The sequence below is a fragment of the Aquabacterium sp. A7-Y genome, from assembly GCF_026153205.1.
In the GTDB taxonomy this organism is placed as follows: Bacteria; Pseudomonadota; Gammaproteobacteria; order Burkholderiales; family Burkholderiaceae_C; genus Caldimonas.
In genome coordinates, this window is record NZ_JAPFBW010000027.1 from 1 (window position 1) to 25484 (window position 25484).

The 25484-nt window shown below is 67.5% G+C and carries 17 protein-coding genes and 1 CRISPR repeat array; of the genes, 5 read left to right on the top strand and 12 right to left on the bottom strand.

The window, feature by feature from the left end:
• The first annotated feature begins 40 nt into the window (after positions 1–40).
• Positions 41–508: direct repeats of the CRISPR family, unit length 37 nt; unit sequence GTTTCAATCCACGCCCGCCATCACTGACGGGCGAAGC.
• 212 nt (positions 509–720) lie between these two features.
• From cas2 to cas3, 7 genes are read right to left on the bottom strand one after another with little or no spacing between them, the layout of a single operon-like run.
• A complete protein-coding gene (cas2, locus tag OOT46_RS21910) occupies positions 721–1011 on the bottom strand; it encodes a CRISPR-associated endonuclease Cas2 (protein WP_265405754.1) in 291 nt (96 codons plus the stop codon).
• 15 nt (positions 1012–1026) lie between these two features.
• On the bottom strand, positions 1027–2055 hold the full coding sequence (gene cas1c, locus OOT46_RS21915) for a type I-C CRISPR-associated endonuclease Cas1c (protein WP_265405755.1): 1029 nt from the start codon (positions 2053–2055) through the stop codon (positions 1027–1029).
• A gap of 16 nt (positions 2056–2071) precedes the next feature.
• Positions 2072–2713: a CRISPR-associated protein Cas4 gene (gene cas4, locus OOT46_RS21920; RefSeq protein ID WP_265405756.1), complete on the bottom strand. Its 642-nt coding sequence runs from the start codon at positions 2711–2713 to the stop codon at positions 2072–2074.
• 9 nt (positions 2714–2722) lie between these two features.
• Positions 2723–3634: a type I-C CRISPR-associated protein Cas7/Csd2 gene (gene cas7c / locus OOT46_RS21925; protein ID WP_265405757.1), complete on the bottom strand. Its 912-nt coding sequence runs from the start codon at positions 3632–3634 to the stop codon at positions 2723–2725.
• Positions 3635–3636: 2 nt separating this feature from the next.
• Complete coding sequence (gene cas8c, locus OOT46_RS21930; protein ID WP_265405758.1) at positions 3637–5430, bottom strand: type I-C CRISPR-associated protein Cas8c/Csd1; 1794 nt, start codon at positions 5428–5430, stop codon at positions 3637–3639.
• Positions 5427–6092, bottom strand: coding sequence for a type I-C CRISPR-associated protein Cas5c (gene cas5c, locus OOT46_RS21935; protein WP_265405759.1), 666 nt, complete (start codon positions 6090–6092; stop codon positions 5427–5429). Before cas5c ends, cas8c begins: the two co-directional genes overlap by 4 nt.
• A gap of 25 nt (positions 6093–6117) precedes the next feature.
• Entirely contained in the window at positions 6118–8424 is a 2307-nt protein-coding gene (cas3, locus tag OOT46_RS21940; protein WP_265405760.1) for a CRISPR-associated helicase Cas3', read from the bottom strand.
• Positions 8425–9636: 1212 nt separating this feature from the next.
• Here cas3 and OOT46_RS21945 point away from each other — a divergent pair.
• From OOT46_RS21945 to OOT46_RS21960, 4 genes are all read left to right on the top strand, one after another.
• Entirely contained in the window at positions 9637–10104 is a 468-nt protein-coding gene (locus tag OOT46_RS21945; protein WP_265405761.1) for a hypothetical protein, read from the top strand.
• 3 nt (positions 10105–10107) lie between these two features.
• Positions 10108–10647, top strand: a complete 540-nt coding sequence (locus tag OOT46_RS21950; protein ID WP_265405762.1) for an ankyrin repeat domain-containing protein — start codon at positions 10108–10110, stop codon at positions 10645–10647.
• A gap of 189 nt (positions 10648–10836) precedes the next feature.
• Positions 10837–10968 carry a hypothetical protein gene (locus OOT46_RS21955; protein ID WP_265405763.1) on the top strand — a complete coding sequence of 44 codons (132 nt, stop codon included), beginning with the start codon at positions 10837–10839 and terminating at the stop codon, positions 10966–10968.
• A gap of 444 nt (positions 10969–11412) precedes the next feature.
• Positions 11413–11910 carry a Panacea domain-containing protein gene (locus OOT46_RS21960; protein ID WP_265405764.1) on the top strand — a complete coding sequence of 166 codons (498 nt, stop codon included), beginning with the start codon at positions 11413–11415 and terminating at the stop codon, positions 11908–11910.
• A gap of 27 nt (positions 11911–11937) precedes the next feature.
• Here the strand turns inward: OOT46_RS21960 and OOT46_RS21965 are convergent, their stop codons facing one another.
• Both OOT46_RS21965 and OOT46_RS21970 read right to left on the bottom strand, forming a co-directional pair.
• Positions 11938–13188 (bottom strand): cation:proton antiporter, encoded by a 1251-nt coding sequence (locus OOT46_RS21965; protein ID WP_265405765.1) that lies wholly within the window; start codon positions 13186–13188, stop codon positions 11938–11940.
• A gap of 139 nt (positions 13189–13327) precedes the next feature.
• Complete coding sequence (locus OOT46_RS21970; protein ID WP_416136241.1) at positions 13328–15259, bottom strand: PAS domain S-box protein; 1932 nt, start codon at positions 15257–15259, stop codon at positions 13328–13330.
• A 267-nt stretch (positions 15260–15526) separates the two neighbouring features.
• Between OOT46_RS21970 and OOT46_RS21975 the strand changes: the two genes are divergently transcribed.
• Positions 15527–17329: a thiamine pyrophosphate-requiring protein gene (locus OOT46_RS21975; RefSeq protein ID WP_265405767.1), complete on the top strand. Its 1803-nt coding sequence runs from the start codon at positions 15527–15529 to the stop codon at positions 17327–17329.
• Between the two features lie 43 nt (positions 17330–17372).
• On the opposite strand, the gene OOT46_RS21980 is transcribed toward OOT46_RS21975, so the two are convergent.
• Genes OOT46_RS21980 through OOT46_RS21990 form a run of 3 tightly spaced genes read right to left on the bottom strand, consistent with a single transcriptional unit; the run spans position 17373 to position 25410 of the window.
• Positions 17373–19238, bottom strand: coding sequence for a sensor domain-containing diguanylate cyclase (locus tag OOT46_RS21980; protein ID WP_265405768.1), 1866 nt, complete (start codon positions 19236–19238; stop codon positions 17373–17375).
• A 26-nt stretch (positions 19239–19264) separates the two neighbouring features.
• Complete coding sequence (locus OOT46_RS21985; protein ID WP_265405769.1) at positions 19265–21490, bottom strand: putative bifunctional diguanylate cyclase/phosphodiesterase; 2226 nt, start codon at positions 21488–21490, stop codon at positions 19265–19267.
• Positions 21490–25410, bottom strand: a complete 3921-nt coding sequence (locus OOT46_RS21990) for a response regulator (RefSeq protein WP_265405770.1) — start codon at positions 25408–25410, stop codon at positions 21490–21492. The genes OOT46_RS21985 and OOT46_RS21990 overlap by 1 nt, the downstream gene beginning before the upstream one ends.
• Positions 25411–25484 lie beyond the last annotated feature (74 nt).

Consider the following 25484-nt stretch of genomic DNA (forward strand, 5'->3'; position numbering starts at 1 on the left):
GAAGCGCCCGTGAGGGGGGAGGGAGGCAGCCCGCTCCCATGTTTCAATCCACGCCCGCCATCACTGACGGGCGAAGCGCAGGTTGTTGCTCTCCGTGCCAGGCAGGGAGAGGTTTCAATCCACGCCCGCCATCACTGACGGGCGAAGCACGGACGAATAGCTGTAGGTGGCAGCGCTCTGCAGTTTCAATCCACGCCCGCCATCACTGACGGGCGAAGCCACCCCCGGCGACGCCAGCCGCGACGGGTTGATCTTGTTTCAATCCACGCCCGCCATCACTGACGGGCGAAGCTGGCACAGCACCAAGGCGGCGAAGCGCCAGGAAGTGTTTCAATCCACGCCCGCCATCACTGACGGGCGAAGCATCAGCGACACGCCAGTGCCGCCGCGCGACATGTGGTTTCAATCCACGCCCGCCATCACTGACGGGCGAAGCCCGGCGTGCCAAGAACAGATTGCCGCCTTCGAGCAGTTTCAATCCACGCCCGCCATCACTGACGGGCGAAGCCCTTCCTTTGCAGCTGCTGATGCCCCTAGGAGATTTATCGCGTTTTGCGCGAACCCCTTCACCAGGAAAGCAGTGCACCGGTGGGTGGTATCGATTCAAGCGAAATTAACCTTCTAAATCAACACCTTACTCGACGCGCGAACCGCACAGGGGCAAGGCAGTCACTAGAGGTTCGCGTGATCCCGCAATGGTACCGGCACGGGAGGCACTCATCACACGACGAGCGGCCCTTCAAAGTCGGTCGATTTGAACGTCCCGTATTCGCGGACCGCATATCCGCGCGTCTCGGGCAGGCGATACAAACGCAGGCAGTCCTGCGCCGCGTCAATCTCGGCAAGCAGCGCTCGTTCCAGCGCTTCGAACTCTGCCAAGTCCACCTGACATTCGAACACTGACTTCTGAACACGCTGACCCACACCCTCGCAGACCCGGGCGACTCGCCTCAACCGGCGGCGTCCGGCCTTTGCTTCAGTGCTGACGTCGTAGCAGACGATGACGAGCATTGGCGCACCCCCGTGTCACTTGAGGACGAAAGGTACATAGCCCGGATCCTCGCCTCGAATCGCACGGGCCATCAGGCGAGCTTGAACCAGGGGCAGCGCGCCCAGCGGGACAGTCTGGGCCAGGAGCGGGTGGGTCAACTCCTCCCGCTTGCGTTCCTGGTACGCCACCAACAGCGTCTTGCGACCGCCAGGCTCCAGCGAAACGCCTGCGCCTTCCCGGACGGCAAAGTCGCTGGCCTGAAGCTGGCCACGGTTGATGAGCGTCAATGCCATACGGTCGGCCAGCGGGCGGAACTCCTCCATCAGGTCCAGCGCCAATGCCGCCCTCCCCGGCCTTAACGCGTGCAGAAACCCGACCTGAGGATCGAGGCCGACGGTCTCCAAAGCGGATCGGCAGTCGTTCATCCACAGTGCATAGAGGAAGGACAGCAATGCATTCAACCGGTCGCGAGGAGGTCGGCGGCTACGGCCGTCCATCTGGAAGACTTGGCGGTGTTCTGCGCGAACGATGAGATTGAGTCCGACGAAGTACTGCCTCGCAGCTTCGCCTTCCAGTCCACGCAACACGTCGAGATCGCCCGCCGCGGGCAGGCCGCGCAACGTGGCAGCAAGGTCGTCCGCCAGCCTGCCGAGCCGTATCGACTCGTCGGCCGACTTGGCCTCGCGCGCGCCCCGCAGAAGCACCTGTCGTGCGTTCTTGACCTTGCCGGCGACGATGGAGCGCGCCGTCTCCAGAGCAAAGGTGCTGTCGCCAGCCTGACGGTACTGTGCCTGTCGAAGCAGCACGTTGCCGGAAACCGCGCCTTCGATCCGAGCTTTGAAGCGGCCGTTCTCGTTCAGCAACACCAGCGCGATACCTTCGTCGGCCAGCCTGTGCATCAAGGGAGTAGAAATCCCAATATGCCCATAGCACACGACGGCGTGAAGGTGATGCAGCGGCACTCTCAGTCGTGTCTCGCGTTCGACGTCCACGCGAAGCGTATCGTTGTCGAGCCGCAGGTAGCTCTCGGGGGTCGTCACGTAGAGCGTGTTGAGCAATTGCATCCCGGGCTCTCCCACGTCAAGCGTCCGGATCGAACAAGGCTTCCCTGGCGTCACGCCAACGAATGTCCGCGAGCTCAGGCTGGCACCGCTCGTGCAACGAGCAGTGCCGGCAGCGTTTGCTCCTCATGCCGGAGGGCAGCGCGGGGGGCAAGCGTCGCGAGCCGAGCATCTCGCGGACCGCCTGTGCCGTGGCCTCCACGGCAGCGCGCAGCGCAGCGGAGATGGTGACGGCGCGCCGGCGCCTGGAACTGGCGTAGTAGATCGCGCCCTCGCCGATCAGGTGACCCGTCATCTCTTCAAGGCACAGCGCCTGCGCGGCAAGCTGCAGCTCGTCGCACGCGGCAACGCCCGCCGCCTTGTCGCGGCTGCCATGCTTGTACTCGACCGGATAGGGTGCGCCGTCGGGGCCAAACTCCACCACATCGCACTTGCCGATCAAGCCTATGCGTTCACTCCACACGGGCAGGGCTCGCTCGACGCGCCTTCCCTTGACTGTCTCGACGCCAGGCTGATCGACCATGGTGTGCACGGCCTGACCACGCAGCGTGTGCACGTTGTCGTCGAACGCTTGCTCCAGGTGGATCAGCCCGCACTGTCGAGGGCAATAGCACCAATGCTGCAGGGCCGAGAGTGGGAGGAAGTCGGGCTCCTGCGGCATCCCGTCACCTCAACCTACACGCCGGATCAGCTCGACGCCCGGCGGGAGCTGCCCGGTCTCGATGTTTACCAGGTAGTCTCCGAAGGAGCGTGCCACGTCGACACCCTCTTTGCGCTGAGCGCTGACCCGCTCGAACAAGGCATGCGCATGAGCGTTGCCCAACTCGCTGTCGTGCTTGAACACATAGAGACCGCGGGTCGACATCTCGCCGCGGGCGGCAGAGCGGTCGTGCTCGAACATCTGTGCCAGCGCCGTGAAGAAGAGCTCGAGATCGTCCTCCGAGAAGCCGGTTTGCTTCGCCAAAAATGCCGAGATGAAGCCATGCACGCGATAGAGGCCGTAGGGCACGGTGTGCTTGCGGCCCATCGTGCGGTTGTCACCGTCCTGTTTCTCGGCTTCCGCTTCGGTCGCGACCGCCATGCGGGTGATGGAGTGCTCCGACGCGACGATCGGGTCGATGGACCGGGAAAACGTGAGTTGGACCGGCCCGCGGACCTGGCCGCAGTTCACGCCGGTGGACATCACGGCACCGAAGGTGCGCACATCGAAGAAGTTCCCGCAGATCCACTGGCGGGCCTTGTCGACGCTGTCGGCGCTGCCCTTGCGCTTTTTCTTTCCCTCCTTGCCGTCGTCTGCGAGCTCGTCCTCGGCGCCGATTGCACGGTAGGCAGCCCGATGGGTTTTTTCCAGGACCGCTTTCTCCTTGATATAGATGTCGTACGGCGGTTGAGCGCCCTTGACCAGCTGCACGAAGTTGCGCACCTTGCGCTTGAGCGAGACGTCCGTGACGAGCCCGTGGCCGGTCTCGGCGTCGACGCGCGGCAGGTTGCCGGCGTCGGGGTCACCGTTAGGGTTGCCGTCCCTCACGTCGAACAGCAAAACGAAGTCATAGCGGTGGGAAATCGGGGCGTTGCTGGACACGGTCAGTCCTCCTCGGTATCGGTGGCAGTTGGGTCGCGACCTTCTGCCTTGCGTGCATAAAAGGCCTGGCGCTGGTGGTAGTAGCCAAGCGCAAAACGCGCTTGGTCCTGGAGCGACAGCTGCCGGGGGAAGCCGGCCAGCGGGGCGAGAATCTCGCCGATCAGCCGCTCGAAATAGCTGACGGGCCCATCGTTGAGCTTCTTCAGGTGAGCATTCTTCAGACGCAGCAGCGTTGTGAACACGGCCACCGGCGTGGTGGAGGCGGCGCCGTAGTAGCGGTCGCGGATGGTGGAGTTGATACCGGGCTGTGCCGCTTCCTGCACGCGCTCCAACACGGCGAAAAGCCGTCCGAGTCGATAGGCCGGGTTGTCTTGCTCCATGTCGAGGCTCTCCTTGAAGAATGCATGGTCGTGCGCGAGGTGGGGATGCGAACGCCGGTACTCGCGGTTCAGCCAGGCCTTGATCACCGCGGCGCGCAGATAGGGCACGTTCTGCTCAGCCTTGCAGCGGGTCACCGCGGCGTTCAGCAGCGCCGAGGGGTAGGGCAGGCCTTCGAGAATGGCGCGCATCCATTCGCCGGCCAGGCGGGCAGGCACGTTGTCGAGCTTGCCCTGCAGGGCGAGCGATGACAGCAGGCGCAGCAGCGATGGCGCGGGCGGATCGCCGTCGTATCGGCGAACGACCCTCAGGTCACTGAAGTGCTGGAGGATGCGCGGGGCGAGGTCTTTCAGCGGTGCGCGCAGCCAGAAGCGGATGCTGATGCGGGCGGCGTTGGGTGCGAGCCCCAGCACAAAAAACTCGGTGTGGAGATCCTCGGCCGGCACTTGCCCGCTGCGCAGCGACTGGTACAGGGCCTGCACGGCGCGAGAGTTGCAGTCCGGATCGTCCTTGCGTGGCTCTCCGAAAAAATCGGCCAGCGTGAACTCCGAGTCGAAGCGCGAGGGGCCGTCGGCCCAGAAGACCGTTGACGAGTCGCCCACCTGCACCCGGTTGCGCGATCCCTTGTCGAGCAGATGGTTGAGTGCGGTCGTATAGGCGAACTCCGCGCGTTTGCCGATGGGCGCGTTAGCGCCTTGCGATTTGCCGTAGGAGTTGAACGCGTCGAGGTTGAACGAGACGATGTTGGCGCCTGAGCTCTGGGCACCCCACACGTTTTTGATGGCGGTGTGCAGGCGCTGGATCGGCGCTTCCTGGCCCTCGACAAGACAGAAGCCAGGGGTTTCCTCACCTGCCGCGGCGGGCTGGGCCGCCTCCACAATCGCCTGGCGCTGGCAGACGAGGCCGGTGTCACCAGCCAGTTGGAAGCTCATCACGGGGTTCGTCTCGACGATCTCCTTCCACACCGGGCTGCACTCCAAGGCCGTCAGATCGGGCGTTCCCCCGGGCCTGTCGTCCCCGATATGCAGAAAGGCCTTCACCGCACGCAACCCCTCATCGTCCTGGGCAGACGCGGGCAAAGCCGCCAGACGCGCCCGAAAATGCGCGTGCTGCTCTCCCACCCGCTCGGGATTGTGGCGGGTGTCCACGCCCAGCACATATTCCGCGCTGTCCCACAAAAGATTGGCGGCGATGGCGGAGGTTTTCTTGACCCCCTGAGGAACCAGAAAGGACCGCGCCCTCAGCTTCTTCCCGTCCGGCACGCGCGTGTCGTGCAGCTGCACGACACGGCCGTCCGGGCTGAGCTCGATGACGAAGGGAATCTGCTTGTCCTCCAGGCCGAACGAGGGCAGGCGCTGCGCGGCGTCGATGTCTGTGGTCTTGCGCTGGTAATACCGGACCAGTTCGCGCAGGATCATCGTGCGACCTCCCGGGCGTTCAGCCTCGGCACCTCAATGACGCCATCCGTCATCTGGGCCCGGAAGAAGTGCGGCTGCGGATCGGCGGGGTTGCCGAAGTCGAGGTCATGCAGCATCCAGCCGAGGTCCCGGGTTTCCCGGATGGGCGCCGGCTCGCCACTGAGCGTCTCGAGACGCCGCACACGGGCGGCAAACTCTCGGCATCCCAGGTAGGGCTGATTCACGCACTGCCCCTTGTCAGCACGCCGCTCGAACATCTCACGATATTTCATCGGCGGCATTGGGTCGCGCCGGTCATCGCGGACCTCCAGGTCGGCATGCACTCGATATGCGACATCACGCAGGAAGAGCCCCGCGCGCTGCTGGCGCTCGTCTTCGATGTACAGCGCCAAGTCGCCTTCGCCGGCCGTCATGGCCTGCTGCGCATTGCGGACCGAGACCACCGCCCCTACTTCGTTGCGCCTCAGGTTGATCCAGCGGATGGGCCGCAGCACCTCGATACGGCGCACGTGCCAGCGGATGGCGGGTTTCCAGAGAATGGTCTCGAACACGGCGCGGGCCGACGAGGGGGTGATGACGTCGTAGGAAACACGCTCGACCTTCATCTCCGGTCGGGTGAAACAGGCGAAGTCGCCCGAGATCTCGAGACAGTACGATTTCATGGGGTGGAGGTCTCCGAGATTCGTTTCATTGCACGAGGCTTTCTGCCGCCAGCGGGGCGCCTTTTGGCAGCAACCCGAATCGGCTGTCGTACAAGAGTTCGTTCATCAGCAGGAACAGCCCAGGCGACACCTCCTTCACGTCGCCTGCCTCCTGCCACTGCCGCACCAGTTGCAGTCGTGCCGAGACCGTGTAGCGCTGCACCGCGCGCAGCAGCCACCGGTCGGTTCGGCCGGCCTCCAGCGCCTCCAGCACCGGTTCAATCCCAAGCTGCGCGGTCGCGACGCGGTGGTAGGGGACGACCACGGTGGCCAGGTCCTGATCGTCGACAAGCCGGAACTTCTCGGCCGCGGTGCGGAAGTCGAACTGCAATCGGTGGGCCTCACGGTGCAGGTGATCGACGATGCCCCTGGCGTCCAGGCTCTGGAACTGGGCGTAGTAGTGGCGGAAGTACTCGGTGAACGTCTCGGGGGACAGCACGCTTCCGGCGTCAGTGCAGCACCCGAGCCCGGCAAGCACACTGCGTGCGGCCTGGGCGCCGAACTTCACCGAGCCCAAGGGCTGGGGGATGTCCCTGACGAAAACGACCACCTCGCCTCTGTCCAGTCGACCTTCGCGATTGCAGCGGCCGGCAGCCTGAGCGATGGAATCCAATCCACAGAACGCCCGGTAGACCACCGGGAAGTCGAGATCGACGCCAGCCTCTACCAGCTGAGTGCTGACCACGTGCAGTGGCACAGGCGCGCCGTCCTGGCGCGACTGAAGGCGCGCCCGGATCTGGTCGATGACGTCCTTCCGGTGCGCGCCGCACATGGCCGCCGATAGATGCAGGGTGTTGGGGTCGTGAGCCTGTAAGGCTTGCGTCAAAGCATGGGCGTCGCTACGCGTGTTGACGATCGCCAGCACAGAGTCTCGGCTCGCCAGCTCCGCCACGAGCGTCGACCATTTCGTCGGCGTGTCCCAGTCTTCGGGCCACCGGATGTTCACGCGCTGAAGCACGGCGAACAGCGCGGCCGGGTTGTCGATGATCTCGACAGGATCGGGAAGGCCGCGCAGGCTGCGACGGGCGTCGAATTCTGACCGGGAGGTCAATGCCGGCTGGGTGGCCGTGCACAGCAGCAGGGTGACGCCGTAGTCGGCGACGAGCACGTGCAAGGCATCCAGGATGGGCTGGAGAAACTCCGGAGGCAGTAGCTGCGCTTCGTCGAGGACGATCACACTGCCGGCAAGGTTGTGCAGCTTGCGACAGCGGCTGGGACGCGCCGCGAAGAGCGATTCGAACAACTGCACATTGGTGGTGACCACCAGCGGCGCGTCCCAGTTTTCACACGCGAGGCGGCTGTGGGCGGTTTCAGGCCGGGCGCCGGTGTCGGCCTGGCTGTGATGCTCGATCACGGCATCTTGGCCCAGCGCCGAGAAGACATTGCGGAACTCGTTGGCCGTTTGCTCGATGATGCTGGTGTAGGGAATGGCATAGACGACCCGGCGCTTGCCATGCGCCATTGCGTGCCGCAACGCGAAGGCCAGCGAGGACAGCGTCTTGCCCCCGCCGGTCGGCACGGTCAGCGAGAAGACGCCCGGCGGCAGCACGGCCTTCTCTCGGCACAGCTGCAGCACTCGGGCGCGTGCCTGCATGACCGGTTCTTGGCCGCGGCCGGCGCGAGCCACCGCGTCAACCTTCTCGGCCAGAAAAGCATCTAGCTGGGCAAGATAGTCGGCCAGCGGCCGGCTCTGCGGGCGCGCCGCTGCGTGCCGCTCATCCATGAACGCCTCGGTGTCGAGGAAGTCCGCGTCCACCAGCGTCGAGAACAGCATACGCACCCACAGCGATAGAGCCAGTGGCCGCGCTGACCGGATGCCGGGCACACGCGCGAGGGCCGCTTGCGGGTCAAACCCGGGGCTGGGGTTCAGCAGTTCGGGAGCGTTCCGGCTGCAGACAGCGAGAGCTTCTTCATACTCGGTCTCGCTATCCGGCCGTCCTATCCCCAGCAGGCGGGCGGCCAGTCCGTGGTGGATCCCGGGATGCCAGTCGGCCAAGCCTGCATGATGGCCAGCGATCACGTAGGCCAGCGGTCGGGCCGCGAATGCACCAGCGGCCCCCCACCGGCTCTCGAACAGGCGCAGCGCGTGCAAGGCGCCGGCCGCGGAGTGCGTCTTGCTGGCGCCCGCCACGCGGCCTTCAATGTGCGCGTCGGGATCCGCGCTCTCGCGGAGATAGGTCTGGAACCCCGGGCGGTATTTGCCGAGGTCATGCCACCGGCCTGCCAGTTCGGCCCAGCCGCTTGAATGCCAAGCGGCTGCGGCCTTGGATGCGATGTGCCCGACGGCCTGCAAATGGTCCGAGAGCAGGTGCCATGCAGCCGCTCCGTCCTCGCTCCTCTTGCAATGGGCAGCGGGAAGCTCGCCGACGCATGGCGGCGGGTGAGAGGAAACGCTCGCACAGGGCCCGATGGCCGGCTCTGCCGACGTCCCTGTCGCAGGCGTGCCGATCACTCTCCGATGGCTTGTGAGTTTTTGTTAGAGAACAGCTTACGAAATTTTGATTCCTTTGTCTCTATATGCACCCAGGGCTTCCCCGGCTCTCCGGACACCCTCCGCAAATACGATAGACGCGTTCAAGCTCCACTGACCTTGAAGAGCCGCTCGGCGTGTGACGAGTGTCTCCCGCGCGAGTACCATTCCGAAATCACGCGAACCTCCAGTGACTGGCTTGCTCCTGTGCGGTTCGCGCGTCGCGTAAGCCGTTGACTTCGAAGGCAAATTTCGCTTTGACCAATGCTGCCCCTCAATGCACCGCTTTCCTAGTGACGGGGTTCGCGCGAAACGCGATAAATCTCCTGGGGGCACCAGCGGTTGTAAAGGAAGGGCTTCGCCCGCTAGCGATGGCGGGCGTGGATTGAAACCAGATCGAGAGCCGGGCGCAGATGTCGATGCTCGCGCTTCGCCCGCTAGCGATGGCGGGCGTGGATTGAAACTCTGATTGCGTCTAGGCGGCAACGCCACCTGATCAACGAGGTACGCAAGCGGGCCCAGTCCGCGGATCACAAAGCAGCCGCCGCCGCCCAGTGTCTTGGAACGACGGATCGGGTGTGCAACGATGACGCCGAGGCGGTGCAGCTGTTCAACCTGGTCGTACAGACTGTTCGGATCCTCGTCAGGCAGGAACCGGTAGGGCGGAATTGGCCCCGGGGCGGCTTGCTGGGCTTCACGGATGGCGACAACGATGCGCCGGGCAAGTGCAAGATCAAGAAGTAATCGCCCCCTTCAGAAAATCGGCTACGTGGCTCTCTTCGAGACCTTGGACGACCAGAAGTTGGCCATCACGGCGGTACGCCACCAGCACCAGGACGATTTCCACAGAAGCGGCCGGCGGCGCCCCTCGCCTTGTCCGCGGCGTCGAAATTTGCTGGACAACGGCGCTCGGCTCTCCTGGCAGGTGGTGACACGTCGCTGCCAGTGGGCACTAACACGGTGCTTATACTCTGTAGTGCAGTAAAGACCCGTCCGAACGGGCGGCTCATCCAGCGCAACAGGGAGAAACAACAAATGAGTGGCATCGCCACCGTTTCACCGGTCGACATTGGGGACTCGGAGCTGATCTTCGACGATCTGGAGACCAAGCAAATTCTGAAGTTCTTCTGGCCGCACCGCGCCAGCCGGATCGATCTCATGGAAGTCTCGACCGAGGTCCGCCGCTTCGCACAGACCCTCCTCATTGCGGCGATCGACGCTTCCTATGCCATGGGCTATATCGAATCCCTCTTCCGAACGGTGGCGAAGCCGGCCGGCTTGGGCAAGATGGGGCTGAAACTAGCGCGCCGGTACGTCCGACACTGGTGGAAGCACGCGACCCTTAAAGATCTGCAGGACGTGCGCATCTACGAGAGCGTTCGGTCCCGCCTGGCCGTGAATTTCAAAACTGACATGGACATGTTGCTGACCGACCAGAGCCTGGCGCGGCGGCTCTCGCCGTTCCAGATGGCATCCACCGCCTCCCCCTTCGCCTGGAGCTGACCGATGGCATCGAGAGCGCTGAAGATCGGCCTGGTTGTCGTAGCCGTTGCCGTCGTCGCACCGGCCGCCTGGGTGGTCAGCAAGCTGAAAGCGAGCGATTCACTTTGGTTGCTGGCGTGCATTCAGTCCGAGAAGGCCCCGGTCGCATGGGTGTGTCGCCAAGGTCTCTACAGCTTCCATCCGTCGCCAGAGGAGGTCAAGTCGCTTTCCGCTGAGGCGGCCATGGTGCATGCAGCTTCGTTGAAGGACGAGGCGGAGGCCCGGCGCCTGGTTCTGCATTGGAAGGACGCCGGCGTCGACATCAATGCCACGGACGAGCGCACACCCGTGAAATGGACCGCCTTGCACTCTGCCGCGCTCGATTTGAACCCCAAGGCCGTGCGATTGCTGCTCGAAAACGGTGCCAAGGTCGACGCCCGCGACGCGAAAGGCCGGACGCCGGCCGACCTCGCACGGCTGACGAACGCGAAGTTCAAGGGCGAGGAAGCTCAGTTCGCAGAGGTGATCCGGCTGCTGGAGGCGACGCAGACGAGCTCGCGGTGATGCCCGCTGGGCCGCGGCGGCCTGGTGCTACCGATTGAAGCCGCTTGCTCTAGGCGAGCCTGCGTGTGCTCCACGCTTCGCCCGCTAGCGATGGCGGGCGTGGATTGAAACCACACATCCAGGCGCCGTTCCACCGGGCTGATGGCTTCGCTCGCCAGCGATGCGGGCGTGAATTGAAACAACTCGGTCATGAGCAGGCGCCCTGCCTGGCGTGCTTCGCCCGCCGGCGATGGCAGGTGTCCATTGAAAGCGCTCTGCTCGGTCGCGGCGCTCAAGAAGGCCGTGATCGAGCAGGCACTGGACCGCGTTCAGCGGCCCTGAACAAGCCCGGCAGCTTGACACGCATCGCTTCCGCAACGGCTGCAGCGGTGTCCAACGCAGGAGCGGTTTCCCCAACTCGATGAGACGGATGTCATTCCGGTGAAGATCAGCCGCCTCTGCCAGCTTCTCTTGAGCGAGCTGTCGGCACTTGCGCTCATCTCACATGACCCGGCCAAACGCCGTCATCAAATCCATACGCTTTGCAGCCAGGAACGGGTCGCGATCGCGTTGCGGCACTCGGCATCGAAGCGATCAAGCAGGGATTCACTTCACAGCCAAAGCAGGACCAGCGTGGCCATCGCCCGTCGTTCCGACGAAAGGCATTTGCAGGCGACGTGCGGTAGCGGCCGATCGGGCGGCCCGCTCGACAATCTCTGCAACCCCCTGTTTCGTTTGGCACGCCGGCACGGCGTGCCTGTCCGTCCCCGCTGAAGGAGGCACCCCATGGCCACTGCATTCGACGTCGCGCGCTACATCCTCGAACAGCGTGGCGCCATGCCGGCGATGAAGGTGCAGAAACTGGTTTATTACGCCCAGGCCTGGGCCCTCGTCTGGGACGGCGGGCCGCTGTTCGCCGAACCCATCGAAGCCTGGGCCAACGGTCCGGTCTGCCGGGAGCTCTACGAGGCCCACAAAGGCCGTGTCACGCTGAGCCCGATGGACTTCGCCGAGTGCCCGCGGGAGCGTCTCAGCGAAGGGCAGCGCGTCGCGATCGACGCGGTGCTGGCCGTCTATGGGGACAAGTCGGCGCAGTGGCTCAGCGAGCAGACCTTGGGCGAGACCCCGTGGCAGCATGCGCGCGCCCGCCTGATGCGGCGCGAAGGCCTGTCCGGCGAAATCAGCGTGAAGGCGATGGCCGACTACTACGCCTCCACCCTCAAGCAGATCGAAGCGGCCGAACCCACCCGGGAAACCGACTTCGTCGGCCTCTACGCCTACTGATGGCCGGCCGGCTGAGCGCCTGCCGTTTCAGCCCTTTGCCGCTGCGCCGCCCTTCAGCCGCTCGATCAGCGGCCCCAGGGTCGGCGCCTGCACCAGCAGGCTGAACAGCACCACGGCATAGGCCGCACTGATCAGCATCGAGCGTCCCTCCATCTGAGGCAGCGACAAGGCCAGCGCGATCGAGATGCCGCCGCGCAGCCCGCCCCAGGTCAGCACCTTCACCGCATGCGGCTCGCTGCCGCCCTCCACCCGCGACAGGCCCAGCGACACCACCACGCTCATCCAGCGCGCGAACAGCACCACCGGGATGGCGATCGCCGAGGCGACGATGTTCTCCAGTCCGAAGGACAGGGCCAGGATCATCATGCCGATGAGCCCGAACAGCACCAGGTTGAGGATCTCGTCGAGCAGGGTCCAGAAGGAAAACAGGTGCTCCCGCGTCGCCTCGCTCATCGGCCGCACGGCCCCCTTGTTGCCGACCATCAGGCCGGCCACCACCACGGTCAGCGGCGCCGACACGTGCAGTGCTTCGGCCAGCGCATAGCCGCCCACGGCCGCCGCCAGCGTCGCGAGGATTTCCACCAGGTAGCTGTGCACTTCGCGCAGCAGTGCGACCACCCCCCAGCCGATCACCAGCCCCAGCCCGATGCCGCCGGCCACTTCCTTGAGCAGCAGCATCGCCGTGCCGCCGACGGTCGGCGAGCCTTTGCCGCTCGCCAGCCCCAGCAGCAGCAGGAAGGCCACGACCGCGGTGCCGTCGTTGAACAGGCTCTCTCCGGTGATCTTCAGTTCCACGTTCTTGGGGGCGCCGGCCTTCTTCAGGATGCCCAGCACGGCGATCGGATCGGTCGGCGAGATCAGCGCGCCGAACACCAGGCAGTGCAGCAGCGGCACCTCCTGCCCCACCAGCCGCAGGCCGTAGTGCAGGCCATACCCCACCACCAGCGTGGACGACACGACCCCCAGGGTGGCGAGCAGGAAGATGGGAAGCAGCCGCGTCTTCAGCTCCGAGAAGTTGACATGCAGGCTGCCGGCGAACAGCAGCAAGCCCAGCAGGCCGTGGAAGACCACCTCCGAGAAGTCGATGTGCTGGACGAATTTCTGCGCCTGCGCCACCGCACCGGACTCGTTGAAGCCGAAGGCCAGCAGCACCAGCGAGGCAACCAGCCCGACGACAGTGGTGCCCAGGGTGTCCGGCAGCCGGATGAAACGGTGGTTGATGTAGCCGAACACAGCCACGGCGGTGAGCACCGCCCCCGACACCTGGAAAAGAGTCATTGTTCTACTGAAGTGGAAAGGTTCTTGTGACGTTCCCATCCCGCTGCGGCGAGCGCCCGAGTGTAGCGGCAGTGACACCGCCACGCCCTCGCCTCACCCGGGGCGTGTGCCTTCCCCGGTGCGCCGCCTCCCCCGCGCTTCAGCTTCCGGCGCGCCGGGCCGCGGCCTGGGCCACCACCTCACCGAGCTGAGCCACCTCCACCGGCTTGGTCAGGTGGGCGTCAAAGCCCAGCGCGGTGGTCTTCTCGCGGTCGCCCGGCTGCCCGTAGCCGGTCATCGCGGCGATGTAGAGCGGCGGCTGCGTCGGCCGCTCGCGCAGGCGCCGCACCACCGAGAAGCCGTTGCTGCCCGGCATGTTGAGGTCCAGCAGCACCACCTCGGGCTGGAACTCCGCCACCTGGCGCAGCGCCTCCTCGCCGTCGTAGGCGGCGCGCGCCACATGCCCGAGCAGGGTCAGCACGTGCACCATGGTGTCGGCGGAGTCGACGTTGTCGTCCACCACCAGCGCGCGCACCACCGGGCCGCCCAGCGTGCTTCCGGCTGCAGCCACCGGGCCCCGTTCGCCCTCGTCGGCGCGCTCGAGGCAAGGCAGCCGGACGGTGAAGGTGCTGCCCTGGCCGACGCCGCCGCTCTCGGCCGAGACCACCCCCCCATGCATCTCCACCAGTGTGCGGGCCAAGGTCAGGCCGATGCCCAGGCCGCTTTCGGCCGGCGCCGCGTCGTTGCCCTGGACAAACAGGTCGAACACCTTCTCCAGCGCGTTGGCCGCGATGCCGCGGCCGTTGTCCGACACCGTCGTCGTCACCGTGGCACCGTCCCGGCAGACCTGCAGCCGGATCGTGCCGCCGTCGTCGGTGTACTTCGCGGCATTGGTCAGCAGGTTCTGCACCACCTGCACCAGCCGGGTGGCATCGCCGATCAGGTCCACCGGCTCCGGCGGCAGTTCGACCGAAAGGCTGTGGCCGCGGCTTTCGACCAGCGGCAGCACGGTCTCGATGCTGCGCTCGACCACGTCGCGGTAGTCGATGCGCTCGCGCTTGAGGCTCATCTTGCCGGTCGCGATGCGTCCGACGTCGAGCAGGTCGTCGACCAGCCGCGTCAGGTAGGTGAGCTGACGGTCGATGATGTCGCGGCAGGTGCGCAGCCGGGGCGACTGCATGGCCTCCAGCTGCATGATGCTGACCGCATTGCGGATCGGGGCCAGCGGGTTGCGCAGCTCGTGCGCCAGCATCGCGAGGAACTCGCTCATGCGGCGGCTGGATTTCTCCAGGTCCTTGAGACGGCGCCGCTCGCTCATGTCGCGCGTCACCTGCGCAAAACCGCGCAGCCGGCCGTCGCTCTCGTAGACCGGCGTCGTGATCACGTGGGCCCAGAACACACCGCCGCCGCGCCGGATGCGCCAGCCCTCGTCCTCGGCCCGGCCCTGCTGCAGCGCGCGCGCCAGCTCCCGCACGGGCTTGGCCGCCTGGGTGTCCTGGGCGGTGTAGAACAGCGAGAAGTGGCGCCCCAGGATCTCCGCGCCGGAGTGGCCGGTGATGGCGGTCGCGCCGGCGTTCCAGCTTTCGATATGGCCCTGCGGGTCGAGCATCACGATGGCGTAGTCCTGCACGCCCTCGGCCAGCAAGCGGAAGCGCTCCTCGCTGCGTCGCAGCTCTTCCTCCTGCAGCCGGCGCGCAGTGAGGTCACGCGTCACCTTGGCGTAACCCCAGAGGTGGCCCCTCTCGTCGAACAGCGCGGTGATGATCACGCTGGCCCAGAAGCGGCTGCCGTCCTTGCGCACGCGCCAGCCCTCGTCCTCGAAGCGGCCGCGCTCGCGCGCCATGCGCAGCTCCTCGGTCGGCCAGCCGACTTCGATCGCCGCAGGCGGGTAGAACACCGTGAAAGGCCGGCCGATGATCTCCTCCTCGGCATAGCCCTTGATCTTGCGCGCCCCGGCGTTCCAGCTCCGCACCACCCCGTTTTCGTCGAGCATGAAGATGGCGTAGTCCTCGATGGCCGCCACCAGCGCCCGGTAGCGGGCCTCGCTCTGCAACGGTGTGGACTCGATCCCCGAGCCGGGCTCACTGTTGATCTGCACCGTGTTTTCCTTCCTGTTGCGCCGGCGTCGGCCCCTGCTTTTCTGCTGCGCAGCCCGGCCGGGTGGCCGCGCCGCGGCACTGCCGCTGTCCGAGGCGCCATTGTGTGTCGGCTTTCCGCCACGCAGCCCCGGGGGGCCCGGCGTCCGTCAAATCAACTTCAGATCGGCATGAATTCCGCACGATTCACTGGAAATCGACGCCAAGGCACATTGTTTGCTGCCGTCCTGTGGCCCCCCTCACTGCCACAACGCGGACACACGATGGGTGACACGGTCAGCGATTTTCTGCTCAAGCGGCTGCATGCCTGGGGCGTGCGCCGCATCTTCGGCTATCCGGGCGACGGGATCAACGGCATCGTCGGCGCCCTGGGGCGGGTGCAGAAACAAGGGCTGGACCTCGAGTTCGTGCAGTCCCGGCATGAAGAACTTTCCGCCTTCATGGCCTGTGCGCACGCCAAGTTTACCGGCGAGGTGGGCGTCTGCCTGGCCACCTCGGGCCCGGGCGCCATCCACCTGCTCAACGGGCTCTACGACGCCCGGCTCGACCACCAGCCGGTGCTGGCCATCGTCGGCCAGCAGGCCCGCTCGGCCCTGGGGGGAGACTATCAGCAGGAAGTGGATCTGGTCTCGCTTTTCAAGGATGTGGCACACGAATTCGTGCAGATGGCAACGACGCCGGCGCAGGTGCGCCACCTGGTCGACCGCGCGGTGCGCATCGCGCGCGAACAGCGCACGGTCACCTGCATCGTGCTGCCCAGCGACCTGCAGGAACTCGATGCGGTGCCGGTGCCGCCGCGCCGCCACGGCACGGTGCACAGCGGCATCGACCGGCCCTCGGGTCATGTGCTGCCCTCGCCTGCCGAGCTGGGGCGCGCCGCGGACGTGCTCAATGCCGGCGAGAAGGTCGCGATGCTGGTGGGCGCGGGCGCGCTGCACGCGACCGACGAGATCGTCGCGGTGGCCGAGACCCTGGGCGCCGGTGTCGCCAAGGCCTTGCTCGGCAAGGCGGCGGTGCCGGACGAGCTGCCTTTCGTGACCGGCGCGATCGGCCTGCTCGGCAGCGGCCCCAGCTGGCACCTGATGAACGAGTGCGACACCTTGCTGATGGTGGGCTCGGCCTTTCCCTATTCCGAGTTCCTGCCGGAGGAAGGCCAGGCGCGCGGGGTGCAGATCGACATCGACGGCCGCATGCTCAACCTGCGCTACCCGATGGAAGTCGGCCTGATCGGCGACAGCCGGGCCACCTTGCAGGCGCTGCTGCCGCTGCTGCAGCGCAAGACCGGGCGGCGCTGGCGCGAGCGGATCGAGCAGCAGGTCGAGCGTTGGTGGCGTGTGCTGGAGGCGCGCGCGATGGCCGAAGCCCACCCGGTGAACCCGCAGCGGGTGTTCTGGGAGTTGTCGCCGCGGCTGCCGGACCACTGCATCGTCTGCTGCGATTCGGGCTCCGCGACCCACTGGTACGCGCGCGACCTGAAGCTGCGACGCGGCATGATGGCCTCGCTGTCGGGCGGCCTGGCGACCATGGGCGCGGCCCTGCCCTACGCGATCGCGGCCAAGCTCGCCCACCCGGGCCGCCACGTGATCGCGCTGCTCGGCGACGGGGCGATGCAGATGAATGGCCTCAACGCGCTGATCACGCTGGCCCGCCTGTGGCGCGACTGGCCCGATGCGCGGCTGACCGTGATGGTGCTCAACAACCGCGACCTCAACCTGGTAAGCTGGGAGCAGCGCGCCACCGCCGGGGTGCCGAGGTACGAGCCGTCCCAGGCGCTGCCCGACTTCCCCTATGCCGAGTACGCGCGGCTGCTCGGGCTGGAGGGGGTGCGGGTGGAGCGGCCCGAGGACGTCGGCCCGGCCTGGGACACCGCCCTGTCGGCCAAGCTGCCGACGCTGCTGGAGATGGTGACCGACCCTGACGTGCCGCCGCTGCCGCCCCACCTGACCAGGGAGCAGGCCAAGGCCTACCTGTCGGCGCTGTGGCAGCGCGACCCGGACGGCCTGGCGACGGTCAAGGCCAGCGCCCGGCAGTGGTGGGCCAGCGTGTTCCCCGGAAGCAAGAGCTAGCTAGTCCACTGAACCAGGGAAATGGCCCCCTCGCCGGGAAGGCTCAGGCCGCGCAGGTCCTGTTTTTCCCCGTGCGCTTGGCCTCGTAGAGCGCCTCGTCGGCGCGGTCCAGGGTTTCCTCCAGACGCTCGCCCTCGCGGTAGAGCGTGACGCCGGCCGAGAAGGTGACGAAGACCTGCTTCTGCTCGTGCATGAAAAAGTTTGCCGTCAAGGTGCGCTGCAGGCGGGTCAGCACCACGCAGGCCTCCTCGGCGGTGGTCTCGGGCAGCAGCACGACGAACTCCTCGCCGCCGTAGCGTGCCACGGTGTCCATCGGCCGCAGCGCCTGCTTGACGTTCTGGGCCAGGAACTTGAGCGCCTGGTCGCCGGTCTGGTGGCCCAGGGTGTCGTTGAGCTTCTTGAAGTTGTCGATGTCCAGCAGGCCGACCGAGAGCTCGCGGCCGGAGCGCTGCATGCGCGCGTATTCGGTCTCGAAGGCCTGGATCAGGCCGCGCCGGTTGGCGATCTCGGTGAGCTGGTCGGTCGAGACCTCGGTCGACAGGCGCTGCAGCTCGGCTTCGAGCTCGCGCACGCGCTCCTGCAAGCCGGTTGCCTCGGCGTGCTCGGACTGCAAGCGCTGCTGGGTCTCGCCGACCCGGCTCTGCACCGACTTGGTCTCCTCGACCAGGTCCTTGACCACCCCGGCCAGGCTTTCCAGCGAGTCGGCCTGCTCGATCACCTCGGCATAGCGGCCCATGCTGTCGTGGAAGCGGCCGGTCTGAGCGCTCAGCTCGGCGATCTCCTGCAACATGCTGTTGATGACCTGCTTGAGGACGTCGCGGGCCTGGTTGCGCTGGTTCTTCAGGATGTGCTGCTGCATGCGCGAGGCGTGCAGCAGGTGGCTGACCGAGCGCACGGTGCGCGCCGTCAGGCCTTCCTGCAGCTTGGCCTGCATGGCCTGGCACTGGCCCTGCACCCAGCTGCCGTCCTCCGACAGCTCGGCCAGCCCGCCCGTCAGCTCGCCGCACAGACCGTGCAGTTGCTCCGCCAGGTGCTGGCGATGCTCCAGCAGGCGCTGGGCGTCTGCAGCCCATCCGCGCCAGTCCTCGGCCAGCTCCTCGTCGGCCTCGCTCTCGAGCGCCGGCAGCAGTTCCTCCAGGCGCGACTTGAGGCGCAGGCAGCGCGGGTCGTCGCTGGGCAGCGCCGGTGCGAAGGCGTTCGACAGCTCGCGCACCACCGCCTGCCAGCGCTCGGGCAGCGGCTCGTCGGCCAGCGCTTCGAGCACCCCGGCCGGCGCCACGGCTGCCGCGGGCAACACTGCAGCCACCGGCTGCGCGCTGGCGGCCGCTGCCGCCTCGGTCGCCTCCGCCGGGGTGTCCTGCACCGCCGCCTCGTCCAAGGTGTCGCTGTCCCAGCTGCTCGCCAGCTGGCCCAGGCGCTGCTGCAGGCGCTGTGCGTCGCTGCGGCTGCCGTCCAGCACCCGTTGCAGGCTGTCCTTCTTGCGGCCGCTGGTCCACTGGCGTCCGCCCCGTTCCACCCCCTTGACCAGGCGTCCGATCAGCGCCGCCCAGGCCTCGCCCTCGGCCGCCGCCTGGTCCTCGCGCACGCCCGACAGCATCTTCTCGGCCTGCTCCCAGCGGCCCTGCTGCACCGCTTCGAGCAGGCGCGGGGCCGCGGCGCCGGTCGCACCGGCGAGGCGCTCGAACAGGCGCAACGCTGCCGCAGGCGGTGCGGCCTCGGACAACGGCGGCTCGCCGGACTCGGCACGGTAGGCGCGCTGGTAGTTCTCGGGCGTCGGCTCCAAGCGCTCCTGCGCCAGGCGGCGCAGCGCCGCCTTGGCCAGCTGGGCGGGCGGGACGGCCGCGCCGCTCAGCGGCGCAGGCAGGGTGGCGCCGGCGGCACGGCCGGCAAGGGGGGAAGTCGCATCCATCGCTCAGGCTCTCGTGGGGGACGCTTTCACAACACGCTTCTGGCCCGTCCTGCCGGGCCCGGCGGGTCGGCCTCGGTAGCGCCGGGCGTGCCGGCCGCACTGATCAGCACCGGCTGGCGCAGCAGCTCCTCGATCTCGCCGGGCGGCAGCGGCTTGCTGAACAGGAAGCCCTGCATGATGGTGCAACCCAGCCGGTTCAGCACATCCATCTGCAGCTCGGTTTCCACGCCCTCGGCAATCACGCGCAGCCCCAGCGAGCGGGCCAGCGCGATGATCGCGGTGACCACCGCCGAGCTCTCGGGCTTGGCGCCCAGGTCGCGCACGAAGGAGCGGTCGATCTTCACCTCGCTGATCGGCAGGGTGGTCAGGTAGGCCAGCGAGGAATAGCCGGTGCCGAAGTCGTCGATCGAGATCGCCACGCCGATGCCGTTGAGCCGGGTCAGCGCGGGGATGACGTTCTGCAGGTCCTTCATCAGGCCGGTCTCGGTGATCTCCAGCTGCAGGCAGCGCGGGTCGACGTGCTGCTCCTGCACGCCGGCCTGGATGCGCTCGACGAGGTCGCTGCGCTGGAACATGCGGCTGGGCAGGTTGACGGCGATCGCGGCGTCGAAGCCGAAGGCGCGCTGCCACAGCCTCGCCTGGCGGGTGGCCTCGCGGATGGCCCAGTAACTCATCGGGATGATCAGGCCGGTTTCCTCGGCCAGCGGGATGAATTCGCCCGGCGGCACCAGCTGGCTGCCTCGCTTCCAGCGCATCAGCGCCTCGGCGCCGACATAACGCCCGGTGCGCACATCGATCTTGGGCTGGTAGTGCAGCACCAGCTCCTCGCGCTCCAGCGCCTTGTGCAGCGCGCTCTCCAGCTCCAGCTTCTCGCGCCCCTTGCCGGCCAGCTGCGGGGTGTAAGCCGAGGCGGCATTGCGACCCTGGGCCTTGGCCGAATACATCGCGACGTCGGAGTTGCGCAGCAGGTCGGCCACGGTCTGGCCGTCCCTCGGGTAGAGCGCGATGCCGACGCTGGCGGTCACGAAACACTCCTGCCCGCCCACCAGCACCGGCTCGCGCAGCGCTTCCAGGATGCGCGAGGCGACCCGCTCGGCGTCGCGTTCGTCGCCCACCTCGGACAGCAGCGCGACGAACTCGTCGCCGCCCAGCCGGCCGACCGCCTCCAGCGTGCGGTGGGCGCGCGAGGTCACGCTGTCGAAGGTGGCATCGATCACCTGGTCGGAGTGGCGCACGCAGCCGCGCAGGCGGCGCGCCACCTCGACCAGCAGCTCGTCGCCGGCGGCATGGCCCAGCGTGTCGTTGATGATCTTGAAGCGGTCCAGGTCGATCAGCAGCAGCCCGACCTGGTGGCCCAGGCTGCGGGCGTGGTCGATCGCGCGTTCGGCGCGCCAGATCAGCTGGCGGCGGTTGGGCAGCCCGGCCAGCGAATCGAAATTGGCGAGGTGCTTGATCTTGTCCTCGGCGATGCGCCGGTCGGTCACGTCCTGCACGATGCCGTTGTAGGCCAGCACGCCGCCGTGCTCGTCGAACTCGGGTTCGGCCTCCAGGTGCAGCACCCGGTGGCGCCCGTCGAGCAGGTGCACCGGCACGTCGGTGCACAGCACGGTGTAGTGGCGCAGCACCTCGCGCAGGATGGCGAAAAACGCCGCCCGCTCGTTTTTCGGGATCATGCGCAGCACGGTGTGCACGCTCAGGTGGTCCCCCGGGCCGAGGCCAAAGACACGCAGGCCTTCGGAGGAGAAGAGCAGCTCGTTGCAACCGGGCCGCCAGTCGAAGCTGCCCATGCGGGCCAGGTCCTGGGCGCGCGCCAGCTGGGCCTTGCTGCGCTCCAGCTCCTGCCGGGTGCGCGAGGAGCGCAGCAGGTAGCGCAAGCGCCCGGCCAGCAGGCTCCACTGGTTGGACTTGACGAAAAAGTCGGTCGCTCCGGCCTCGTAGGCCCGGTTGATCGAGGCCTCGTCGTCCAGGCCGGTCAGCATCAGCACCGGCGTCGAGTAGAAGCCGGCCATGTCGCGGATGCGCCGGCAGGTCGCGAAGCCGTCCAGGCCCGGCATGATGGCGTCGAGCACGATCATGTCCGGCGACCAGTCCCCCAGGATCTTCAGGGCCTCCTCGCCGCTGTGCGCCTCGGTGATCGAGAAGCCGCGCTCGCGCAGCGCGATCGAGGTCAGCAGCAGGTTCACCTCGTCGTCGTCGACGAGCAGCACGGTGGTCTGCCCGAGGTCGGCGTCGCGGATTGCGGAAACATTCATCAGTCGGTTCCCAGCAAGGCTTTGAGGCTGGCCAGCACACGCTCGGCCTCGCGCTGTACCGCGCTCACCTGCTCATCGAAGGGGCCGGCCTCGCCGCCCCGGATGCGGGCCTCGAGGTCGGCGCACAGGCTCGAGAGCTGGAGCGCACCGACGCTGGCGCTGGACGACTTCAGCGTGTGGGCCGCGAAGCGGATGGCGGCGCTGTCGTTGGCGTCGCGCGCCTCGCCCATCTGGGGCACCAGCTTGAGCAGGGAATTCTGGAAGGTGCGGAACAGGCGCTCCAGCAGCCGGCTCTGGCCTTGCGGATCGAGTTCCCGCAGTCGTGCCACGGCCTCGGCGTCGAATACCTGGGGGTCCGGTGTGAACATGGTCGGCTCCATCTGGGCGCGCAGCTCGCTCGGGCGGCTCTCATTGTCGTCTCCGGCATTCGGCGCGCCTGCCGGCGACCCGGGGTCGGCCTGCAGCCAGCGCGTGAGCACGGCGAGCAACTGGTTCTGGCGGAATGGCTTGGACAGATAGTCATCGAAACCCAGCGCGAGGAACCGCTCTTCATCCCCGCCGAGGGCGTTGGCGGTGACGGCCAGCACGGGCGTGTCGGGCGGCGTCTTGAAGTCGAAGCGCTCGCTGGGTCCGCGCCGGAACCAGCGCAGCGTCTCGACCCCGTCCATGCCCGGCATCTGGATATCCATCAACACCAAATCGAATCGATGTTCGCACAACGCGCCCAAGCCCTCCAGCCCGGAGTGCGCGATGCGGGTGCGGCAGCCCAGGCGGTTCAGCATCTGGTGCATCACTTCCTGGTTGACGCGGTTGTCCTCGATCACCAGCACCTCGCGGTCGAACACCGGAAGCGGCTGCTCACGCTCGCGCGCCGGCCCGATGCCCAGCCCCAGGATGGCCTGGCGCAACTCGACCTTGCGCACCGGCTTGGAGACGAAGCGGTGGAAGCCGGCGTCGTGCGCCACCCGCACGTCATCGGGGCTGGACACCGAAGACAGCAGCATCAGCTTCAGCGGCCCCAGCCCGGGCTCCTCACGCAGTGCCTGCGCAAACTGCACGCCGTTCATGCGCGGCATCGCCATGTCGACCAGGGCCAGATCGAAGCGCTGGCCCGCGTCGCGCTCCTGCCGCAGCAGCTCGAGCGCCTCCTGCCCGTCGGTCGCGAGCGCCACCCGCATGCCCCAGGCGCCCAGCAGGTTCTCCAGCACGGTGCGATTGGTCTCGTGGTCTTCCACCACCAGCACACGCAATGCCGGCATCTCCAGCGCGTCCAGCGCGCCGGTGTCGCTCGACGCGACGACCTCGCCCAGCGGCAGCCGCAGGCGGAACTGCGAGCCCAGCCCCGGTACGCTATGCACCGAAATAGTGCCACCCATCAGCTCGGCGAGCTGGCGCGAGATCGCCAGACCCAGCCCGGTGCCGCCGTAGCGCCGCGCCATGCCACCGTGCAGTTGCGTGAAGGCATGAAAGAGTTGCGGCAGCACTTCAGGGGCGATGCCGATGCCGGTGTCCTGCACCGTGAAGTCGACCCACTGCTTGCCGGGCAGCAGCTCGCCGTCGCCGCGCCGCACGTCGACCACCACCTCGCCGCGCTCGGTGAACTTGATCGCGTTGGCCACCAGGTTGGTGAGCACCTGGCGCAGCCGCAGCGGGTCGCCATGCATCAGGGCCGGCAGCCCCGGCTGCTCACGGAAGTTGATCTCCAGCGATTTTTCATGCGCACGCGGCGCCATCAGCTCCAGCGTGTCTTCGACCACGGCGCGCAGCGAAAAGTCAGTGGGCGCCAGCTCCAACTTGCCGGCTTCGATCTTGGAAAAATCGAGTATGTCGTTGATGATTTCAAGCAGGCTTTCCCCGGAACGGTAGACGGCGTGCGCGAAGCGTCGCTGCTTGTCGTTCAGGGTCGTGCCCAGCAGCAACTCCGTCATCCCGAGGATACCGTTCATCGGCGTGCGGATCTCGTGGCTCATGTTCGCCATGAACTGGCTCTTGGCCCGGCTCGCCGCCGCGGCCGCGTCGTGAGCGCGCTGCAGTTCCTGCTCGCGCTCGTGCTCGACGGTGATGTCGGTGCACAAGCCATAAACGCGGATCTCGCCCGAGGCCAGGCGCTGCGAGCGGGTGCGGGTGCGCAGCCAGCGCAGGCCGCGGGTCGGGTGCAGCAACCGGTGCACCCGGTCCACCGGCTGCAGCTGGCGCTCCAGCGCCTCGCGCTCCTGGATCAGACCGCGGTCCTCCACCGGCACGTTCTCCAGGTAGCGCTGCGGATCGCGGGCGTGCTCCTCGGGCGTCACGCCCCAGAAGTCGTACAGCCGGCGGCTCACATACAGGAAGCGGGTCCGCTCGGGGTTGGCGATGAACAGGTGGTCGTCGACCGCATCGGCGAACTCGTTGAAGCGGGCCTCGGACTCGACCAGCGCGCCCTCGGCCCGGCGGCGCTCGGTCAGATCGCGCGCCAGCACGATCAGCGCCCGCGGCGAGCCGTCGGGATGGCGCAGCGCCAGGTAGCGCATGTTGAGATACCGCTCGCCCAGACGGGTCGGCCAGAGGAATTCGTCCTCCACCGACTCCACCCCTTCCAGCGCCTTGCGCACCGAGGGCCCGACCAGCGCGCTGGCGTGGCGGCCGTAAGCCTGCAGCGGCGGGCGGCCGATCAGCTCCTCGCGCCGGACTTCGAACTCCTGCTCGGCGTGGCGGTTGACCGACAGCACATGCAGTTGGTGCGGGTCGACCACAAAAAGGCTGACCGGCAGATGCTCGATCAGCTGGTTCAGTCGCTCGCGCTCACGTTCCAGCTGCTCGGCGCGCTCCTGGCGCTCGGTGATGTCGCTCAGCACGCCCAGGAACACGAACCGGCTGCCCTGCTGGTCGTGCACGAAGGTGGCCTCGATCTCGGCCCAGTACAGCTCGTGGCCGCCGCCTGCGAGGCTGCGGCGGGCCTGGAACTCCAGGCGGAAACTTTCCTGCTCGTGGAGCGCCTCGCGCAATGCCGCCGCCGACCCCGGTGATGCGAAGGCCTCGTCCATCAGGTCCCGGCCGTCGCGTCCGAGCAGGCGCTCGCGGCTCAGGCCGGTGATGCGGCTGAAGGCCTCGTTGACCCACTCGATGTAGCCCTCGCGGTCGGCGATCACGACGCCGCTGGCGATGTGGTCGGCCACCATCGCCAGGCGCCTCGACCGCTCGCCGTTCTGCAGCATGCCGAAGTAGGCCGTCTCGCGCCGCGCCCGCAGCGACAGCTGCGCCATCGCGATCGACAGCAGGCGCCGGCCCTCGCCCTGCAGCACGCAGGACGGCGGGTCGTACCACTCGATCAGCGCGACCGGGGTTTCGTCGGCCCAGACCGGCAGGGCCAGCGCCGACCGGGTACCGCGCGGGCGCAGGCCCGCCGCGCTGCCGGCCAGCCGCGCAGCGTTCTCGCACATCACCAGCTGGTGGCTCGCCACGGCCTCGCCCGAGAGCCCGTCGTCGTGGTGCACGGTGTTCAGCAGGTCGAGGTCGACCCGGCCTTCGCGCCCCCCGTCGCGCTCGTCCCAGGGAAACACCAGGCCGGCCTGGCCGTCCCAGTCTTCCACCCGCAACACCGCCCAGCCGGAAGCACCGAGATGGTCGGCGAGGATACGACCCACCGCCTCCAGCGCGGCGCCAAGCTGGCGCGCCGACTGCACCGCCGTGACGACCGCTTCGATGGCGGCCAGCTGACGCTCCAGCGGCACCGCGTCCTCGCCGTGCGTCGACCCGGTCGCGGCCGGCTGTGCGGTGCCGCCCGCGCGCCCTCCGGCACGCCAGGCGAGCAGCAGCGCGGCCGCGCCCGGCACGAGCGAGGCGATGGCGCCGGCCGGCGCCGTGCTCAGCACGGCGCCGATCCAGCCCGCCAGGCCGAGCAGGGCGACGGCCGCCAGGCGTATCGTGGTGGTGCGATTCATCGAATGCTGTCCGCCCGCGCTCCGCGAGCCGGCTGGACGCCGGCTCCTCCTGGTCCCGCGGGATTCGTCATGCC

Bases quoted from the DNA above. Each gene is read 5' to 3' on its own strand.
- OOT46_RS21960 (WP_265405764.1), top strand. From the start codon at position 11,413: ATGGCCACTGCATTCGACGTCGCGCGCTACATCCTCGAACAGCGTGGC.
- OOT46_RS21955 (WP_265405763.1), top strand. From the start codon at position 10,837: ATGAGCAGGCGCCCTGCCTGGCGTGCTTCGCCCGCCGGCGATGGCAGG.
- cas2 (WP_265405754.1), bottom strand. From the start codon at position 1,011: ATGCTCGTCATCGTCTGCTACGACGTCAGCACTGAAGCAAAGGCCGGA.
- cas4 (WP_265405756.1), bottom strand. From the start codon at position 2,713: ATGCCGCAGGAGCCCGACTTCCTCCCACTCTCGGCCCTGCAGCATTGG.
- OOT46_RS21945 (WP_265405761.1), top strand. From the start codon at position 9,637: ATGAGTGGCATCGCCACCGTTTCACCGGTCGACATTGGGGACTCGGAG.
- OOT46_RS21985 (WP_265405769.1), bottom strand. From the start codon at position 21,490: ATGAATGTTTCCGCAATCCGCGACGCCGACCTCGGGCAGACCACCGTG.
- cas5c (WP_265405759.1), bottom strand. From the start codon at position 6,092: ATGAAATCGTACTGTCTCGAGATCTCGGGCGACTTCGCCTGTTTCACC.
- OOT46_RS21965 (WP_265405765.1), bottom strand. From the start codon at position 13,188: ATGACTCTTTTCCAGGTGTCGGGGGCGGTGCTCACCGCCGTGGCTGTG.
- OOT46_RS21980 (WP_265405768.1), bottom strand. From the start codon at position 19,238: ATGGATGCGACTTCCCCCCTTGCCGGCCGTGCCGCCGGCGCCACCCTG.
- cas8c (WP_265405758.1), bottom strand. From the start codon at position 5,430: ATGATCCTGCGCGAACTGGTCCGGTATTACCAGCGCAAGACCACAGAC.
- OOT46_RS21950 (WP_265405762.1), top strand. From the start codon at position 10,108: ATGGCATCGAGAGCGCTGAAGATCGGCCTGGTTGTCGTAGCCGTTGCC.
- cas1c (WP_265405755.1), bottom strand. From the start codon at position 2,055: ATGCAATTGCTCAACACGCTCTACGTGACGACCCCCGAGAGCTACCTG.
- OOT46_RS21975 (WP_265405767.1), top strand. From the start codon at position 15,527: ATGGGTGACACGGTCAGCGATTTTCTGCTCAAGCGGCTGCATGCCTGG.
- OOT46_RS21990 (WP_265405770.1), bottom strand. From the start codon at position 25,410: ATGAATCGCACCACCACGATACGCCTGGCGGCCGTCGCCCTGCTCGGC.